The sequence below is a fragment of the Marinobacter manganoxydans MnI7-9 genome, assembly GCF_000235625.1.
GTDB classification, from domain to species: domain Bacteria; phylum Pseudomonadota; class Gammaproteobacteria; order Pseudomonadales; family Oleiphilaceae; genus Marinobacter; species Marinobacter manganoxydans.
This window is the reverse complement of record NZ_AGTR01000029.1, coordinates 1-17,096: the sequence shown is the minus strand read 5'-3', so window position 1 is coordinate 17,096 and position 17,096 is coordinate 1. Positions and strand designations below refer to the sequence as shown.

General features: G+C 52.8%; 16 protein-coding genes and 2 pseudogenes. 10 read left to right on the top strand and 8 right to left on the bottom strand.

Translation table 11 applies throughout. The annotated features are described in order from the left end of the window. Positions 1–6: 6 nt before the first annotated feature. Genes KYE_RS07995 through KYE_RS07985 form a run of 3 tightly spaced genes read right to left on the bottom strand, consistent with a single transcriptional unit; the run spans position 7 to position 1,931 of the window. Positions 7–795, bottom strand: coding sequence for a DUF4198 domain-containing protein (locus KYE_RS07995; protein WP_008172167.1), 789 nt, complete (start codon positions 793–795; stop codon positions 7–9). A gap of 27 nt (positions 796–822) precedes the next feature. Beyond that, positions 823–1,305 (bottom strand): nickel-responsive transcriptional regulator NikR, encoded by a 483-nt coding sequence (gene nikR, locus KYE_RS07990; RefSeq protein WP_008172166.1) that lies wholly within the window; start codon positions 1,303–1,305, stop codon positions 823–825. A gap of 53 nt (positions 1,306–1,358) precedes the next feature. Continuing rightward, positions 1,359–1,931, bottom strand: a complete 573-nt coding sequence (locus KYE_RS07985) for a dienelactone hydrolase family protein (RefSeq protein WP_158217742.1) — start codon at positions 1,929–1,931, stop codon at positions 1,359–1,361. Positions 1,932–1,935: 4 nt separating this feature from the next. On the opposite strand from KYE_RS07985, the gene KYE_RS07980 reads away from it, so the two are divergent. From KYE_RS07980 to KYE_RS07955, 6 genes are all read left to right on the top strand, one after another. Beyond that, complete coding sequence (locus KYE_RS07980; RefSeq protein WP_008172163.1) at positions 1,936–2,910, top strand: TRAP transporter large permease subunit; 975 nt, start codon at positions 1,936–1,938, stop codon at positions 2,908–2,910. After that, positions 2,903–4,441 carry a tripartite tricarboxylate transporter permease gene (locus KYE_RS07975; RefSeq protein ID WP_008172162.1) on the top strand — a complete coding sequence of 513 codons (1,539 nt, stop codon included), beginning with the start codon at positions 2,903–2,905 and terminating at the stop codon, positions 4,439–4,441. The genes KYE_RS07980 and KYE_RS07975 overlap by 8 nt, the downstream gene beginning before the upstream one ends. Then, complete coding sequence (locus tag KYE_RS07970; RefSeq protein ID WP_008172159.1) at positions 4,431–4,895, top strand: tripartite tricarboxylate transporter TctB family protein; 465 nt, start codon at positions 4,431–4,433, stop codon at positions 4,893–4,895. Before KYE_RS07975 ends, KYE_RS07970 begins: the two co-directional genes overlap by 11 nt. A 42-nt stretch (positions 4,896–4,937) precedes the next feature. Next, complete coding sequence (locus tag KYE_RS07965; RefSeq protein ID WP_008172157.1) at positions 4,938–6,449, top strand: ethanolamine ammonia-lyase reactivating factor EutA; 1,512 nt, start codon at positions 4,938–4,940, stop codon at positions 6,447–6,449. A gap of 82 nt (positions 6,450–6,531) precedes the next feature. Beyond that, a complete protein-coding gene (locus KYE_RS07960; RefSeq protein ID WP_008172155.1) occupies positions 6,532–7,650 on the top strand; it encodes a hypothetical protein in 1,119 nt (372 codons plus the stop codon). A 103-nt stretch (positions 7,651–7,753) separates the two neighbouring features. Beyond that, positions 7,754–8,824 carry a Bug family tripartite tricarboxylate transporter substrate binding protein gene (locus KYE_RS07955; protein ID WP_008172154.1) on the top strand — a complete coding sequence of 357 codons (1,071 nt, stop codon included), beginning with the start codon at positions 7,754–7,756 and terminating at the stop codon, positions 8,822–8,824. Between the two features lie 403 nt (positions 8,825–9,227). Here the strand turns inward: KYE_RS07955 and KYE_RS07950 are convergent, their stop codons facing one another. After that, a complete protein-coding gene (locus KYE_RS07950; RefSeq protein WP_008172152.1) occupies positions 9,228–10,544 on the bottom strand; it encodes an IS1380 family transposase in 1,317 nt (438 codons plus the stop codon). A 136-nt stretch (positions 10,545–10,680) separates the two neighbouring features. Between KYE_RS07950 and KYE_RS07945 the strand changes: the two genes are divergently transcribed. The 4 genes from KYE_RS07945 to KYE_RS07930 all read left to right on the top strand — a co-directional run bounded on the left by KYE_RS07945 (position 10,681) and on the right by KYE_RS07930 (position 14,646). Continuing rightward, positions 10,681–11,904 carry an MFS transporter gene (locus KYE_RS07945; protein WP_008172151.1) on the top strand — a complete coding sequence of 408 codons (1,224 nt, stop codon included), beginning with the start codon at positions 10,681–10,683 and terminating at the stop codon, positions 11,902–11,904. A gap of 27 nt (positions 11,905–11,931) precedes the next feature. Then, positions 11,932–12,636, top strand: coding sequence for an HAD family hydrolase (locus KYE_RS07940; RefSeq protein ID WP_008172150.1), 705 nt, complete (start codon positions 11,932–11,934; stop codon positions 12,634–12,636). A 117-nt stretch (positions 12,637–12,753) separates the two neighbouring features. Further along, on the top strand, positions 12,754–13,536 hold the full coding sequence (locus KYE_RS07935) for an IclR family transcriptional regulator (RefSeq protein WP_008172149.1): 783 nt from the start codon (positions 12,754–12,756) through the stop codon (positions 13,534–13,536). Between the two features lie 81 nt (positions 13,537–13,617). Then, a complete protein-coding gene (locus KYE_RS07930) occupies positions 13,618–14,646 on the top strand; it encodes an IS630 family transposase (protein WP_008172148.1) in 1,029 nt (342 codons plus the stop codon). 22 nt (positions 14,647–14,668) lie between these two features. Here KYE_RS07930 and KYE_RS22315 read toward each other — a convergent pair whose 3' ends face one another. The 4 genes and pseudogenes from KYE_RS22315 to KYE_RS07920 form a co-directional block, all read right to left on the bottom strand. Continuing rightward, entirely contained in the window at positions 14,669–15,241 is a 573-nt protein-coding gene (locus tag KYE_RS22315) for an NUDIX hydrolase (protein ID WP_081467516.1), read from the bottom strand. Positions 15,242–15,293: 52 nt separating this feature from the next. Further along, a pseudogene (locus KYE_RS21925) lies at positions 15,294–15,419 on the bottom strand (IS3 family transposase); the annotation flags it as partial. Positions 15,420–15,517: 98 nt separating this feature from the next. After that, positions 15,518–15,688, bottom strand: a pseudogene (locus KYE_RS21085) (ATP-binding protein); the annotation flags it as partial. Between the two features lie 236 nt (positions 15,689–15,924). Next, positions 15,925–16,962 carry an IS630 family transposase gene (locus KYE_RS07920; RefSeq protein WP_050898280.1) on the bottom strand — a complete coding sequence of 346 codons (1,038 nt, stop codon included), beginning with the start codon at positions 16,960–16,962 and terminating at the stop codon, positions 15,925–15,927. Positions 16,963–17,096: the final 134 nt, after the last annotated feature.

The window sequence follows — 17,096 nt, the reverse complement described above, 5'->3', positions numbered from 1 at the left end:
GGCTGTTTACTCCATATCCTGAACGTAAACCCAGATGAGTCCACCTTCTTCGACATCCACGGTTTCGCCATCCGGATTTTTCATCGGCTTATCCGCCGTTAGCAGTGCAGCGAACCCCCACCAACCATCACGGGGCATCGCGTAGCTGAATACCCCTTGCTGGTCGGCCTTAATGGTCTGGGTTACAAACTCATCAGAAGGGATGGCTACCGAGCCATCGTTTCTCCACTCAACTTCTACCGTTGCACCGGGCACAGGCTCGCCATCTTTCAGCACCACGCCCCTGAATAGATTTCCGGACCATAATCCATAGGGTTGGGTCATAGGTTCGATTTCCACCGGCATGCCGACGAGCTGATCCCAGGCGCCATCACCACCATAGGCGCTGACGATCGCTTTCGTGTAATGAATGATCATGGCTTGTTCTGAGGGCTCCCAGTAGGGTTCCGGCTCAATGAAAAAGACATGATCACCGGGCTGCTGTATAGAGTAGCCTGAGGAGTAGTGTCGCTTTTCGTCATCCTCTTCTTTGGTGAGAGAACCCAGCAGGTCCTCTTTCTCTCCCCTCGTCATTACGCCAAACCGAACCGGCGTGCCCATATCCATTCTGGGACCACTGGCCATCGGATGGGTGAATTGAATATCGAGATTAATGGACCGGCCAGTCTGTTCTGAAACCACAGCGTGTTGAGGGATCAATTCCAGAAAATGGGCCGATGAAATGGCAGGCACAATGAATAACCAGACACCTGCAACAAGGCCGTATTTTCTTGTTTTCTGGAAACTCGCTGACATCGTTAATTCCTTTTCGCTTTGGCCAGTTCAGGTGGCCGGGTGAGTATGAACGTGCTGGTGTGGCTCATGGGACGTGGATAACCCGTTGTGACTGTGGGATGCCACTTCATAAACCACCGGCAGAAGGTAGATCTGACCGTGACGAATGCCCGGTTTTGCAATCAGGTTTTCGCTGAACGCCCTTAGCTCCTTTGTCGGGCCACGGGCTACAAGTGTTTCAAGGCAATGGTCATGATCCAGGTGCACCTGCAACGTCGACACCAAAACGTCGTGGTGTTGATGCTGTATCCGTGCCAATCGGGTTGCCAGCTCACGTTCCTTATGGCTATACACGTAGGTAATCGTGCCAACAGAGTGGCCATCCAGGGAATGCTCGAGCTCGTCTGTTTCAAGTTTTTTCCGGATCAGATCCCGAATCGCCTCGGAGCGGTTGTTGTAGCTGAAGCGATGGAGAAATTGGTCAAAAAGTTCTGCAAGATCGTCGTCAAGTGAAACCGTGAAACGTTGCATGTTTACTCCTTGATACTCCGGCGTCAGGTATGAGATACCTCAGCCCGGGCTGTTCAGGCCCTGGTGAAGTTCTGCGATAAAAAATCCAGGGTGCGTTGCCACGCCAGCTCAGCGCTGGGTCCATGAAAACTGTCCCGCAAATCACAGTTGAATCCGTGTCCGGCGTCGGGATAGATACAGATATCAGGGTTGGCCTCCGTGTTTTCGGCCCTGATGTCTTCGACGTTCTCCAGAGGGATAATAGAATCAAGTGCCCCGAAGTGGAGTAGAACCGGGCATTGAGGGTGCTGATCCCTGAACTGGTGGATGTAGGAACCGTAGTAACAGACCGCCATCCGGGCATGGGGTGTGCTGGCTGCCAGCCAGGCGATGGCTCCCCCGTAACAGAAACCTACAACGGCCACGGGGCCTGACTGGGCGAGATAGCTAATGCTTGCCAGTGTGTCGTTGAGTGCGTCATTCCAGTCCAGGCGTGAACGCAGGTCCCTTCCTTTATCAACGTCCTCAACCGAGTAGCCCAGCTGGACGCCTGGCTCCAGCCGATCAAAAAGGGATGGGGCAAGCGCGTCGTAACCACTCTGTGATAACCGGTCACACACTTTCGAATGCCGGCGTCTTGGTATCAAGGCCATGTCTGCTGAAGAGCGCGTTACCTTGATGGTGGCGTTGCGTCGTGGCTGGCCAAGCCTGATTCCCATCTTCGTTTTGACCTACTTTCTGTTAAGTGGTTTTTCACCCGCCTACGTCGCTGCAGGTGCCTGTCTGGTTACCCTGGTAACCAGCTGGATCGCTGTTCGGCACGCCATTGGCCCCAGAAAACTGATCTCAGGATGTGTGGAAACCTGTTTTAGAGTTGTGCCCCTGACGGCAGCTGTTGCTGTTGCAGGGATTATCATCGGCTCTATTGAGATGACAGGCCTTTCCAGCAAGGCGGCCGCCGTACTTTATGCCCTTGCCGGAGGCCTTCTGGTCCCATCCCTTATCGTTTCCGCAGTGGTGCTGATTATTCTGGGCATGGGCATGCCTACGGTTGCCGTCTATGTCATGGGCGCGGCTCTGCTTGCGCCTGTTCTGATCGGCGAGTTCGGCCTGCCGGTGCTCGGTACACACATGTTCCTTCTGTACTTCTCGTGCATGTCGGCCATTACGCCTCCTGTCGCAGTGGCCTGCTTTACTGCGGCTTCCATAGCAAATGCCAACCCTTTCTCGGTTGCACCTTATGCGTCGAAGCTGGCTGTGGCTGGCTATGTGTTGCCGTTCTTCTTCATCTTCAATCCGGGCCTTCTTATGGAGGGTAGCGTACTGGCTATTGCGGGTGCTCTGGTGGCCGCAGCGGTCATGGTGTTGTGCTTCGGGGTTTCGCTTCACGGCTGGATCCTGACAACACGCCTTAACGGATTCGGGCGGATTCTGTTTGCAGCTCTTGCTTGCGCGCTGATTGTTCCGAACCTGCTCGTTCAGGGTGGTGCGATGATAGCCGCGGTCCTGTTATGGGGCTTTTACCTGAAGCGGGCCCGTACGAACGAATCCAATTCAACGGCATTCGGCATCAGTCGCCCGAATGTGGCTGGTGGCAGGGTGAACATCGAGGCAACGAATGAGTGATTTACTGAATGGTTTGATGAACTTCGCACGGTGGGATGTGTTCCTGGTCCTACTTGCAGCGGTCCCTGTGGGGCTGGTATTCGGTATTTTGCCGGGCCTGGGTGGACTTGTGGCCCTGTCGGTACTGCTGCCGCTGGTTTATGGCATGGAGCCGATTGTCGGCCTGGCGTTTTTGCTGGCCAGTTATGCGGTGGTGTCGACCGGGGGTTCGGTAACCGCAATACTGCTGGGCATCCCCGGCTCTCCGAGCAACGCGGCAACCATCATTGACGGCTATGTTCTAAGTCGGCGTGGACGTGCCGGCTACGCCCTGGGGGCAGCATTGTCGAGCTCCGCCCTGGGGGGTGTTATCGGTGCTGTGGTGCTGTTTGCGCTGCTCCCCATTGTGCGCCCGGTAGTTATGTCATTCGGCTCACCGGAAACGTTTTTCCTGGCCTTGCTGGGCATCAGCTACCTGGCGATGCTGGGTGGTGGGTCACCTATCAAAGGGCTTGCCGCCGGCGCCTTCGGGCTGTTCCTGGGCACTTTCGGTTATCAAAATACAACCGGTGTGCCCCGGTTCTGGATGGAGATCGACTATCTGCTCGATGGTTTCCGGCTGATTCCGCTGGCGCTGGGTATGTTCGCCATACCGGAAATTATTGATCTGATGTCCGGGCGGAGTATCGCGGCCACGCGCCCAGACGGCAGTCCGATGGAAATTACCCACAAGCAGGTTTGGCTGGGTGCGCGCGCTGCAGTCATACGTAAGTGGGTATTGCTTCGTTCTTCAATCCTCGGTGTATTCCTCGGTCTGATACCCGGTGTTGGTAGTGAAACAGCCCCGTTTGTAACCTACGGCGCTGCAAAACAGGCCTCCAAGCGGCCTTACCAGTTTGGCAAAGGCTCGATTGAAGGAGTTATCGGGCCGGAAGGTTCCAACAATGCGAAAGACGGTGGCGCATTGGTGCCAACGCTTGCCTTTGGCGTTCCGGGCAGCAGTGCAATGGTGTTGCTGATCGGAGGGTTCCTTCTGCTGGGCCTGCAACCTGGTCCTAAATTTCTTGAAGATCATATGGACATGGCCTACGGGCTCGCGTTTGTGCTGGTGGGAGCCAATCTGATCGGTTCGCTGGTCTTGCTGCTGTTGGCTAAACATCTGGCAAAAATCACTCTATTACCGGGCCATATGCTGGCGCCAATACTTCTGACGCTGGTCGTTGTGGGGGCTTACTCCACCAATAACAATTTTGCTGACGTTCTGTTCGTCTTCATCTTCGGTGCGGTCGGTATTGCCATGAAAGCCTACGGCTTCTCCAGGCCTGCCTTATTGCTGGGATTCGTTCTGGCGCCGCTGCTCGAAACCTACCTTTATATCTCTCTCAATACCTATGGCAGCTTGTTTTTCCTGAGGCCGATATGCCTGGTTCTGGCTCTCTTTATAGTTGCTGGCGCTGTCATGGCGGGAATGAAAAGTCATCGGGCCCATAAAGCGTTAAAAGCTGAAAAAGCATTAAACAACAAGAAAGAGGTGACCACTCATGACCTGTAGACAAGGTAATTTTTTCAGTGCGGCAGTTCTGCTGCTATTTACATCAACCATGCTGTTAATGGCCATTTTTCACTGGGGGTATTCGGCCAAAGTGCTCCAGTTCCCGGTAATGGCCGGCTCCCTGCTGGTGCTTTGTGCAGGGTGGTTGGCGGTCCGGTCCTTTACCGCGTCTGAAAAGGAACTGGATGATGAGAGTGAGCTGTTCTCCGAAGGCAACAGACGCTGCTCATTGCTCAAGCGCGCATTGTGGCTGAGCGCAGTATTTCCTCTGGGTTATGTATTCGGATTTATTGTCGGGCTTCTTGCATTCAGCTTCGCCTATACCAGTTATCACGGGCTGCCATGGTGGCAACGGATACTTACCGGTTTTTTGATATTTGCGGTTGTTTACATTGGCTTTTATGAGTTGCTGGGAGTGCCCCTGCCCATTGAGCCAATCTGGATGCGGGAATAAATAACATCTCAAGTCACGAATGTTTCGAAAGGAGAGTATTTCATGCTGCAGTTGCATGGTGATCATCAGCATGGGCACAGCCACATGCATGAGGAAGATAAAGCCGAGCTTGCCAACTTTATCTGGCGGCAGGAAACCGTGGAACTTAACACGGTCGGCATCGATATTGGCAGTTCCACCTCTCACTTGCTGTTTGCAACGGTTCGCCTGCAGCGTCGGTCACAGGGGCTCTCCAGCCGCTTTGTCGTAACCCATCGCGAGGTGGTTTGGCGCTCGCCCATCATGCTCACGCCCTTTCTGAGTGATGGCAACATTGATGCAGACAAGTTGGCTGCATTCATTCGCACATCCTATGAGAGCGCCGGCATCGCACGAAGCGACATTGACAGCGGCGCTGTCATCCTGACCGGAGAGGCGATCAAGCGGCACAACGCGCGGGCGATTGATGAGCTGTTTGCGGAGGAAGCCGGAAAGTTCGTGTGTGCGACAGCAGGTCACAAGCTCGAATGTACTCTGGCAGCCCACGGCTCAGGTGCCGCCAAATTATCCAAGGACCGGAACGAGTGCGTTCTTCACGTCGACATTGGTGGCGGCACAACCAAGCTTTCACTGATAAACAAGGGTGAAGTGCTGGGCGTCTGTGCATTCGCCGTCGGCGGCAGGCTGCTAGCACAGGATGATGAGGGTGCCTGGACGCGGGTGGATGATTCTGTGCGCCTGGTTGCCGAGGAACTGGGTATTGCCACCGATCCGGAGTCGATGGCTAACGAGAGCAACCGAAAGAAAATTGTAACCCGGCTGGCGGAGGTTGCTGTCGATTTTATCTCGGGAAAGTCCCTCGACCGTCTGGGAATGTCGTTGCAACTGACCGAAACCTTGCCGCGGCCTATGCAGCCAACAGCGCTTACTTTCTCCGGGGGTGTGTCGGAATACATTCTCGGGCGCGAAACCAAAGAGTATGGCGACATAGCCAAGATGCTTTCCACTGAGTTGTGCAGGATATTGCCTGAGAGGCTCAATCTTCCAATGCTCGACCCCGGTCACGGTATTCGCGCAACGGTCATTGGTGCTTCCCAGTTCACGGTTCAGGTCAGTGGAAAAACCATTTTCCTCGCTGGTGATTCCGTATTGCCGGTGCACAACGTTCCGGTGGTGAGTGTTGACCTCGAGTTTAAAGGGGAAATTGATTCGACGTCAGTGGCTGAAACCATCCGCGCGGGAATGAAGAAGATGGACCTGAATCATGACAACCAGATGGCATTGGCTTTCACGTGGAAAGGTGATCCCGAGTATTCGCGACTTGCTGCGGTGAGCGAGGGTATTCTCCGGGCAGTTGCGCCGGGAGGCAAGCGGGGGGCCCCTTTATTGTTGATGATCGACGGTGACGTTGCCCGAACACTTGGGCACCTGCTCAAGCATGAGTTCGGGTTGGAGAGCAGTCTTGTGTCGGTGGACGGTGTCAAGTTGCAAGAACTGGATTTTGTTGATGTCGGCGAGTTCCTCGACCCTCCGGGAGTGGTGCCCGTTGTCATCAAGTCGTTGTTGTTTTCATGAGGCAGATGCCTCGGTGAATCAGGGCTGACACCCCTTTAAGAGTGTTTGAACTTAAAAAGTAAATTAATCAGAGGTAAATAGTATGAGTGATAAAGATATCCCCAGATATGGCGTCGACTTCTACATGGACTGGGTCGAGCGTGAAGGGCTGCCGGTAACAGAGGCATTTGGTATTGATCTGTTTGAACTGGAGACCAAGCCATGGGCCAGAGCCGGTGACCATGTAAAGGGTGCAGCGGCGCATCTCAAGGGCCGCTGTGATTTCAGCAATATGTTTCTCTACGAGATTGCACCAGGAAAATCAACCGCACCTCAGAAGCATTTGTATGAAGATGTGTTCTACGTGCTGGAGGGGCGTGGAAGTACCCAGCTCGAATTTGCCGATGGCTCTACGCAGTCCTTTGAATGGGGCCCCAAGAGCCTGTTTGCGATTCCGCTGAATGCCCGCTATCGCCTCTTTAATGGTAGTGGCAAAGACCGTGCTCTGCTGGTAACCACCACTGATATGCCGATGGTGATGAACGCGTTTCATAATGAAGAGTTCGTGTTTAACAATGACTTCGATTTCAGCGAGCGTACCGGTAAAGAGAAGTACTTCTCAGGCGAGGGTGACCTGATTACCGTGCGCCCGGGTAACCACATGTGGGAGACCAACTTCGTACCGGATCTGGCCAGCATTGAGCTCAAGTCGTGGGGTGATCGTGGTGCAGGCGGCAGCAACATCATGTTCGTGCTTGCCGATGGCACCATGCACGCCCACATCTCCGAGATGCCCGTGGGAACCTACAAAAAAGGTCACCGTCATGGCCCAGGCTACCACGTCATGTGTGTAACGGGGCACGGTTACTCTATGTTGTGGTTCGAAGGCGAAGAAGATTTCACCCGTATCGACTGGAAACACGGTGTCGTGTTCCCGCCTGCAGATCGCCAGTTCCACCAGCATTTCAATACCAGTCAGGATCCAGCCCGCTACCTGGCAACAGGTGTTGGTGGTCTGCGGTATCCGTTTACCACTGACCGCCGGAAATCACTCCTGGGTATGAAGCCTGGCGAAAGGGGTGCGGTATCTACCAGCATCAAGGATGGTGGTGATCAGGTGGAGTATGAAGACCAGGATCCACGCATTCATCAGATCTGGCTCGAAGAAATGAAGAAGAACGGTGTCACTCCGAAGATGGATAAATTCAATGTTGCTCAATAGGTAACACCTGCATTCCAGCCAGTAACCGGTTGAGATGCGGATTTGCAGCGCGTCGCGTCAAGTTGGGCGCGCTGCACTGACCACTGAAAGTAAGGGGAAGGCAATGTTTCGCAACAAAAATAAAATCGGAAAACTCGCATCAACAGTGATGGCGTCTGCTGTAACGACGGCCATAGTTCTTGGATTCGGAAATCTCGCCCATGCAGAGGGTGCGGCGGACTACTATGAAGGTAAAACCGTCAAAATCGTCGTTGGGTTTAATCCTGGCGGTGGTTATGACGAGTACGCCCGTATGATTGCTCCGGAGCTGGAAAAGCGCCTGGACGCAACAGTCGTCGTGGAAAACCAACCCGGCGGTGGTGGGCTTCTGGCCCTGAACCGGCTTGCTCAGAGTGGTAATGACACCACTATTATGCTTGCTAGTGCGGAATCGGCCGCCTTGGCACAGCTGACAGATCGGCCGGGAACTCGTTTTGACCTGAGCAAAATGACCTGGTTGGGACGGGCAGTGGTAGACACACGTATGGCGATGTGGAGTGCCGAAAATCCGGAACGCACCTTTGAAGAAGCTCTGGAAACCATGAAAGCTGAAGGTAGCCGTTGGGGCGCAACTGGCCTGACGGATTCTGTATCCGACGCTACTGCAGCGATGGCCGAAGCACTGAATCTGACGGCAGATCAACTTTCAATTGTACTGGGTTACGACGGCACCAGTGCCATTGCCCTCGCGGTTGTACGGGGTGAGGCCGATGGCGTCGTTGTGAGCTCCACCTCTGCAATCAACTATGTGGGCGACGACTCGCTGGTGCCTCTGGCCGCGCTGGACCGGGAGCGTGATGCGCTCTTCCCCGACACTCCGACCATATTCGAAGTTGGAAATCTGGATGAAGAAGGTGAGCGCTGGATGGATTTCCGTTCCAATATTACCACCCTTGGCCGAGCTCTGCTGATGCATGGAGACGTGGACTCTGCACGGTCTGATTTCCTGGCAGAACAGGTCGAAGATATTCTCACCAATGAAGCGTTCCTCAAGGCAGCGGAAGACATGAATCGGCCCATTAATTACCTGTCAGCTGCGGAACAGGACGAACTGGTCCAGAGCATCTTTGATGGTCTTTCAGACGAAAGAAAAGCCGAAGTCAAGACTGTTCTTACAGAGAAATTTGTTCGCTGATCGAAGTATGAACAATCTGTTCTGATTACGATGTGGTTGTTGCTCAGCGTCGTTGCCATGCGCCCCGGATTTTCCGAAAAGGGCGCCTTTTTCTTCCGGCTCAGGCTTATTGATCAGGGGAAACCCGAAGTAAAGCAGGGAATGTTTTTGTATGAAGTGATCATTATTACAGACCTGAATCAGTGACTTTGCAGGCCAATATACCCCGCAAAGCGCCATCGGCGCTAATGTGAGTGAAAACTTGACCAAAAGCAGGTTGATAATGCCTGGAACGTGCAGGCTGAAGTCGACCAGCCATCAGGGTTTGGCTGTTTTTTGATCAAACTAGGGTCGCCAGGCAATAGCGGATTGCCCCGGCATGGTTTCCCGGGTGGTTTTAAGATATGGCCGTTGTCGAATTGGCTTATCCGGAGGAGGCGATTCCTTCGTAAAGATCTTGGTAAACGGCAAAGCCCGGACAGTGCCGGCCAAAGCGCAGGATCCACTGCCGGCCACTATGCACCAGGCGACAGGCCATGGTCATCAGTTCCTGCATCACCGTTCTCAGGCGACGGCGTTTGGCCGGGTGGCGCACCGGCGCATCCGGGCCGGTCAGCCTCAGGCCCATCCAGCGCAGCACGTTGTACCCCATCGTTGCGAAGGCCATGACCAGGTTGTTGGTGTCGAACTTGCCGGAGGGCAGGCGCTCCAGGTCCAGGTCGGTCTTGAACTCACTGTGAAACTGTTCGCTGGTGGCGTGGTCGCTATACAGCGCCATGACTTGTTGGTCACTGACCTCGTCGACTGGTAAGGAAGTAATCCAGCCTTCGAGGCTGACCTCCGGCTCCAGGTACAACTGGCCAGCGGCATCACTGGTGCGAACAGTGACCTTCACGATGCGGCGCAGACCGGGTTCGTCCGGAAGGTCTTCTGACAGAACCGCTTCCATCTTGCCGTCGCGCTCCAGTGTCCAGGCCTTCTGGGCCTGAGCCTTGTCCGCCCAGGCCAGGGGGTCCTGCTTGCGAGGGTTCCACTTGATCAGGAAGTCGATCTGGTCCTGCTCGCGCAGGAAGTCGCGATTGTCACGGGCATCGTGTGCACTGTCCAGACGCAGCAGGATGGGCTTGTCCGTCAGTGACCGGGCCCGGGGCAAAACCCGTTCGAGGGTATCCAGAAAACCATTATTGGCGTGCTGGCTGCCAGGGCGTAGCTCGCAACCCAGGCACCAGCCTTCCTGGCCCAGATACGCGGCAATGGGTGCATAGCCGTCGTAACCCTTGTAGGTGTAGCTGACACCCTCTTTATGGGTCTGGCTGTTGTCCATGGGAAAGACATCCATATCCAGGGCAACATGGCCCATCGCCAGTGGTGACACCGGCGCTTCGACGGACTGAAGAAATTCAACGCTGGCATCCTCCAGCAATGACGTCAGGGCTTGGGCATCTTCATCAAATCGCTGGCGCAAACGGGCTGAAGATGGCGACTGCTTGATGCCCATGGCCGATTTGAAGAACGGATCTGTTCGTACCGGCTCGGCCGCCTCGAAGTCGCTCTTGCCCAGCGTGATCAGGCCCAGGTAGGTGCGGATCAGCTCAATGTTCGGAATACCGTGGCGCTTGGCGACCGTGCGAGCGGTTTTGATAAGCGACGTGTGCCGGTTCAGGCAGTGGCCCACCAGGGCCAGTCCGCCGTGGGGTGTATAGACTTCGGTTCGGGATTGCTGGAGAGTGAAAGTACGCATGAGCCAAATGCACTGACTGGGTGAATGGATGTCAGGTGCTATTATATCGCCCAAGGCCTTGTTATTGCAGGCTTTGGATACAGTTTCAGCCGGTTGAACTCACGGATTCAGGACAGAGATATAAATAGGTATCTTAATGGAATCGAAAAGTAGTGCCAGTGCAGGTACAAATGAAGTCAGCATGTTGGCGATATACGCAGCTGCTTTTTTCTCACTGAGTATAACCCTGATGAAGGGGTTGGCCATTCCCCTCTGGTGTATTTCCCTGGGCGTGCCACCGGCCTATATGGGTGTCATTCTCAGTGCCCGCTCTTTTGTGCCATTGTTCCTTTCCATTCATGGTGGTTCTTTGATGGACCAGCTCGGTGTTCGCCGCACACTCCTTGTGCTGGCTATACTCAATGGGCTTTTACCCTGGCTTTATCCCGTCTTTCCTTTTATTATTGCCGTGCTCATTCTGGAGCTGTTTGGCGGCCTGGTCAGCTCACTGGCCTGGATAGGCGCACAGACAGCGTTGGCCAGAGTTGCTCAAGGAGACTCGAAGAGTGCCGGGCGCTTCAGCTTCGCCACTAACATGGGAAACCTTGCCGGGCCTGTGCTGGTGGGTTTCGCGTGGAAGCTCGGTGGCCCGATAGCCGGTTTTGGCATTATCTCATTGTGGGGTTTCCTTTTGTTCGCTGCCGTATACTTCCTTCCGGTCGGTGACCGCCCCAAAGAGCCCATAACATCCTGGAAAAACCTGATGCCTAAGTGGTCGGTATACAGGCAGGCTTTTGTCATGCTGAAAGAGCCGGGCGTGGATCTGGTGGTGTTTGCTACTTTTTTAAGAATATCGGCCTATAGCATACAGGCCTCCTTTTATGCTGTCGCCTTGGTCCACCTTGGGCAAAATGAGTTCAATATTGGAATCTTGATGGGTGTTGCGGGACTCAGTTCAGGCCTCGCCACCTTGCTAGGCGCGCCCGCTTCCCGAGTGTTTGGCTCTCAGGTTGTTGTATTGATTGGTGGTATATCCATCGCAATCATCTTCATCTCCATGACGCCCTACCTATCCGGATTCAGTATCTTTTTCACCGCAGCTGTTATATTCGGCCTGGGAATGGGGGTTTCTTTGCCACTACTTCTCTCAGTTTTATCGAATGCCATTCCAAGAGAGCAGCAGGGGCTGAGTGTTGGGCTAAGATCGACTGCGAACCGACTTGCAGGTGTAGTTGTACCTATTGGACTGGGCATTGTGATTGAATTTTTGGGAATTTCGAACGGCTTTCTGGTTATTGGCATCGTACTCCTTTTGGTGCTGATCATTGGTAGTATAGTTTTGCTGCGCAGAGCAAGGAAAGTTTCAGAAGCCCGTGGATGATGATCGATTGCTTGAGGTTTGATTAGTATGGCCGGAAAGATCCCCTTAGCTGACATTGTCTCTGGTAATCGTGACTATTGCCGGGTTGCACTGTTTGATCTTGACGGCACTCTGGTGGACAGTGCTCCTGATATTTGCTCCAGTATAAATCAGGTTATGGCTCATTATTGTTTACCCTTTGTCGAGGAAGAATACGTCAGAAGCTGGGTAGGGTTGGGAACCAAAACGCTTCTCAAGAGAGTATTCAACAGATACGTGAGTATCCACCATAGAATCGTTTCACAAGATGACTTTTTAAACGCTTACAATTTGTTTTTATCGTTTTACCGGGAAACCAATGGAAAGTACGCCTCTCTATACCCGGGTGCACGTAGTATTCTGGCGACACTCACAGACCAGAATTTTCGAGTTGGTGTTGTCACTAACCGGCCGGTTGAGTTCACGGGGTCGATAATTTCCAGATTCCGATTGGATGATCTGATTGAAGTTGTTGTTTGTGCTGATCAGTTTGGTAGTTATAAACCTGAATCGGGTATGCTGGTGTATGCACTGAGTGAGTTAGGTGGGGAGCCGAAATCGAGCATGATGGTAGGGGATTCTTTTTCGGATGTAATGGCGGCAAAAAACGCGGGGATGAAATCCGTTTACGTCCGATACGGTTACCGATCAAATGTCGCTATGTGCGAAGTCTATGCGGATCGTTCAATTGATTCTCTTTTGGAATTAGTTTAGTCTTCGCTGCTTTTCGTTTCAGTGTAGATTCTGGTTCTTTTCAGGCAGAAGCAGAGGCTCTTTCAGGGGCATCATGGAGCGTTCCGGCTAGAGAACTATGGGGAAGAGAGTATTTAAATGGCAACTCCAGTAAATCACTCGGTCATAAAAGCTTTTCAGATTTTGCATGCTTTTTCTTACGCTGGCGAGAAGCTTACGCTCTCTCAGGTTGCGAGAAAACTCGATATCAATATTGCTACTGCCCACAGATTTTTGACAACGCTGCAGCAGGTTGGCGCTGTGGTTAAAATGCCAGGCGGCCACTTTGAGCTAGGGCTTCTACTGTTTACTCTTGGAGGGCGTGTGTCAGTGATTGATGCGATGAACAGCATCGTCCAACCCCACGTAGATGAGCTGGCGGATCAGCTCGGCGAAACTATCCACGCTGCAATCCTGGACAATGATGAAGTCTGTTACGTGGCAAAAGGTGAGGGTGCGCGGAGCCTTACGATAAGAACTCGAATGGGGGCACGGTTGCCAGCGTATTGCACAGGAGTGGGCAAAGTTCTGTTATCCAGATTGCCAGATGATTATTGCAAACAGTACGCCAAGACCTGTACCTTTAAAAAGTATACTGATTCTACAATCGGGACCGCTAAACAGCTTCTAAAAGAATTGGATCAAATCCGGACTCAGGGCTACTCTATGGACAACGAAGAGTTTGAGCGTGGTCTATGCTGTGTGGCAGTTGCCATTCCCATGCCGACCAGTGAGGAATATCACCTGCAAGCCGCTATTTCAATGTCTGCCCCCTCTGTAAGGCTCGGCGAGGAAAAGATAAAAGAAGTGGCAGGCATTCTGCGGAGTCATGCAGAAACCATTGCAAACGAACTTTCTGCTCGAGATATCAGGGAATCATAGACTTACTAATGGGTTCGAAAGTAAGCGAACATCATTTATAATGTAGGCTCCGTTCGCCAAGCTTATCGGATATTTACACACATGCGCCACGATGACGGTCGTAAACTTGATCACAAAACATTAGAAGCCATTCGCGTTCGCGCCGTTCAACGGGTCATGGATGGCGAGAGTCCAGAAGTCGTCATCAAAGCGCTGGGGATGAGCCGAGCACGAATCTATGAATGGCTGGCTGCCTACCGCGAGGGTGGCTTTGACGCGCTCAAGGCCAAGCAGATTTCCGGTCGCCCCAAGAAACTGAGCGGCGCTCAGATCCGGGAGCTGTATATCTGGATAACGACCTTTACGCCGGACCAGTTGAAGTTTGATTTTGCCCTGTGGACTCGGGGCCGAGTGCGTGAGCTCATCCGGCAAAAGTTCAACGTCCGGTTAAGCGATGTCTCGGTCGGTCGTCTGCTTCGAAACCTGGGGCTGACGCCTCAGAAACCCCTGCATCGGGCCTACCAGCAAAAGCCAGAGGCCGTGAAACAATGGAAAGAAGAGACCTACCCGGAAATTCGCAAGGAAGCAAAAAAAGTCGGCGCCACCATCTATTTCGGCGATGAAGCCAGCATTCGGTCTGATTATCACAGTGGCACCACCTGGGCACCCAGGGGTGAAACTCCGATCATCCGTAATACGGGCAGTCGCTTCAGCATCAATCTGATCTCGGCCATCTCGCCTCGCGGCGAGCTTCGCTTTAAGACCATTCAGGGCAACATGAACACCGATGCGTTTCTTGGTTTCCTCAAGGCTCTGGTGCAAGACGTTGGCAAGCCGGTTTTCCTGATCCTCGATAACCACCCGGTTCATCATGCTCGTCGGGTTCGAGACTATGTTGAGAGTCTCGACGGCAAGCTCAGGTTGTTCTTCCTGCCGCCGTACTCGCCGGAGCTGAATCCTGACGAGTCTGTTTGGGGCTATATCAAATACCATCACGTCGGTAAAAAGATCATTAACAGCAAAGAACAACTTCGGAGCACTGTTTACCGGCAGCTTCGACGTTTGCAAAAATTGCCACGACTATTGAAATCGTTTTTTGGCCATCCGGATTTTGCTTATATCTCCGGGTAATGTTCGCTTACTTTATTTCGAATTAGTAACTTGAGTCCCGATTTACAAGTTGTTGTAGCTGCATCATGATTTTCGCCGTAAGCCCCCATATTTCGCAAGAGTTACATGTGAGCGAAACAGTATTCACCTCTCTCCCGAAGTATGGCTTGGAAATATGCCTGTAGTTTCTTGCTTCGAGGAAGGTGCTCAGGGGTAGCTCCACGACTTCTTCAACCTCATGTGTTTGTAAAATCCATTCGGTGGGTGGCCTGACTATTGCGACTATTGGGGTTACCTCTATGTGTTGACTGGTGGTACAGCTCTCAAGTACCCCCATAACCTGAACATTCTCCTTCGGTAGTCCGATTTCCTCATTGGCCTCTCGCAAAGCTGCATTAGTGTGTGAGTCGTGATCAATACATTCAAGTACACCGCCGGGTAAACAGATCTCGCTAGCGTGATTGTTCATGCTCGAGGCTCTTCGATTGAAAATCACTCGTTCGCCAGATGGAGCCTGAACTATACCAATCAGAACTGCAGCCTGCGTATATGCCGGGTTGGGTGGATGAATTCTTTCTCTGTTTAGCAGGAAACTTATTCTGCGTGCTATCGACATACAGCTATCAGTCCTTGGTACCCCCCTTTCTAGAAGGGCTCAAAAGTAGACCTCATACCATCATGACAACTTTTTGTTGAGGAGTAATGCCTCCGAGTCCCATATTGGGCCGTTCGTGATCGTAGTGCCAGAGGCAGCGGGTGGCATAATACTGGACCATTTCAGTGCTGTCGAACAGATACTATGCTAACCAATTGTGTAAACCGCTGAAGGTTGCCACCCATTTCACGTGAAGCCTGCCACGCATCGGAGCGTAGCGACGCGGGATTTCTCTTCTTACTCCGAACTCGCAGTGCCCGTCAACTTTGCTTGTCGTTTTCGCATGGATTCACCCAGGAAATTGATCTTGGAAGCGTTGTGAACGAGCCGGTCCAGAGTGGCGTCCCCGATAACCCCATGCCATTCCTCAATAGGTAGTTGGCTAGTGGCGGTGTTGGAGCGTCGGCCCGTATGATTTTAGCCATACATTTGAGCATCGTCTGAGAAGGTGCATTAATCTGCGAGGACTGGTGAGTCTGCATTTGCATACGCTGACAAGTTTACACCGCGTGGGGCATTTAAACATCATGGTTGGCGCTTCCAGGGTCCTTCCGGACATCTTATCTCTTTGAACCGCTGGCCCTGATGTCTGCTAATGATTCAGCTTTCATCGCAGCGGCTAGTGTCCCGTCTGGGTAATCCCTTTATTTATTATCAATAACACTCAGCTTTGCTCGCGCCACTGAAGTCATAATCGATTCTGCACTCTTGTGCCAGCGGAACGGCTTTGCCAGTTTCTCATTGTGAGTTTGGATAAAGCGACGAATCGCCTTCTTCAGTTCGCCGACACTGGTAAAAATGCCACGATACAAAGCGCGGCGTTCCAGTTGACCAAACCAACCCTCCACGGCATTCAGCCAAGAGGCGCTGGTGGGTGTGAAGTGAAGCTTGAACCGGGGATGTTTTTCCAGCCAGGCTTTCACCTCTGGTGTTTTGTGAGTCGAGCTGTTGTCCAGAATCAGATGAAGGTCCTGCTCTTTCGGTGTTTCTCGATCAATTTGTCTCAGGAAATCGAGAAACTCTTTGGCGCGGTGGCGTTGTGTAATGCGCCCAATCACTTCGCCGTTCAGGATATTCAGGGCCGCGTATAAGCTGGTCGTCCCGTGCCTCTTGTAATCGTGGGTACGACGCTCGATCTGGCCGGGTTTCAGTTGCAGCTTTGGTTGAGTGCGATCCAGTGCCTGGATCTGCGTTTTTTCGTCAACCGACAGCACCAGCGCGTTATCCGGCGGATTCAGGTACAGGCCAACGACATCGAAAACCTTCTCAGCAAAGTCCGGATCATTGCTTATTTTGAAGGTTTTCAGCCGGTGCGGTTTCAGGTCAGCGGCTTTCCAGATCTGATGCACTTGCCAGTGACTGACACCGGCATATTCGGCCATCAACCGGATGCTCCAGTGGGTAGATTCCTTGGGCACCTTTTTGACCGTGTCATCAAGAATTGCTTTAACCTTTTTCTGATCCAGCTTTCTGGGTTGTCCAGGTCTTGGTGCATCCCGAAGACCGCTCAGGCCCTGTTCGGTGTAACGATTACGCCACTTAAATACCGTGGCCGTCGTGGTTCCCAGTTGCTCCGCAACGACTTTGGGTGATTCACCGGCATTCAGGGCCAAAACGATTCGTGCTCGCAGAACAAGATTCTGACTCAGCGTGCTTGTTCGCAGCCAGCTTTCCAGCTCCAGTTAATCGTTTACCGTAAGATTAAAGGGTGCTGGTTTCCGGGCCAAAACAGAGTCTCCGAGCTCGTGAACAATAGCTCGAATTGTAGCACATTTTCGCTTAGGAATTAACCAGACGGAACACTAGTGTCCCTTAA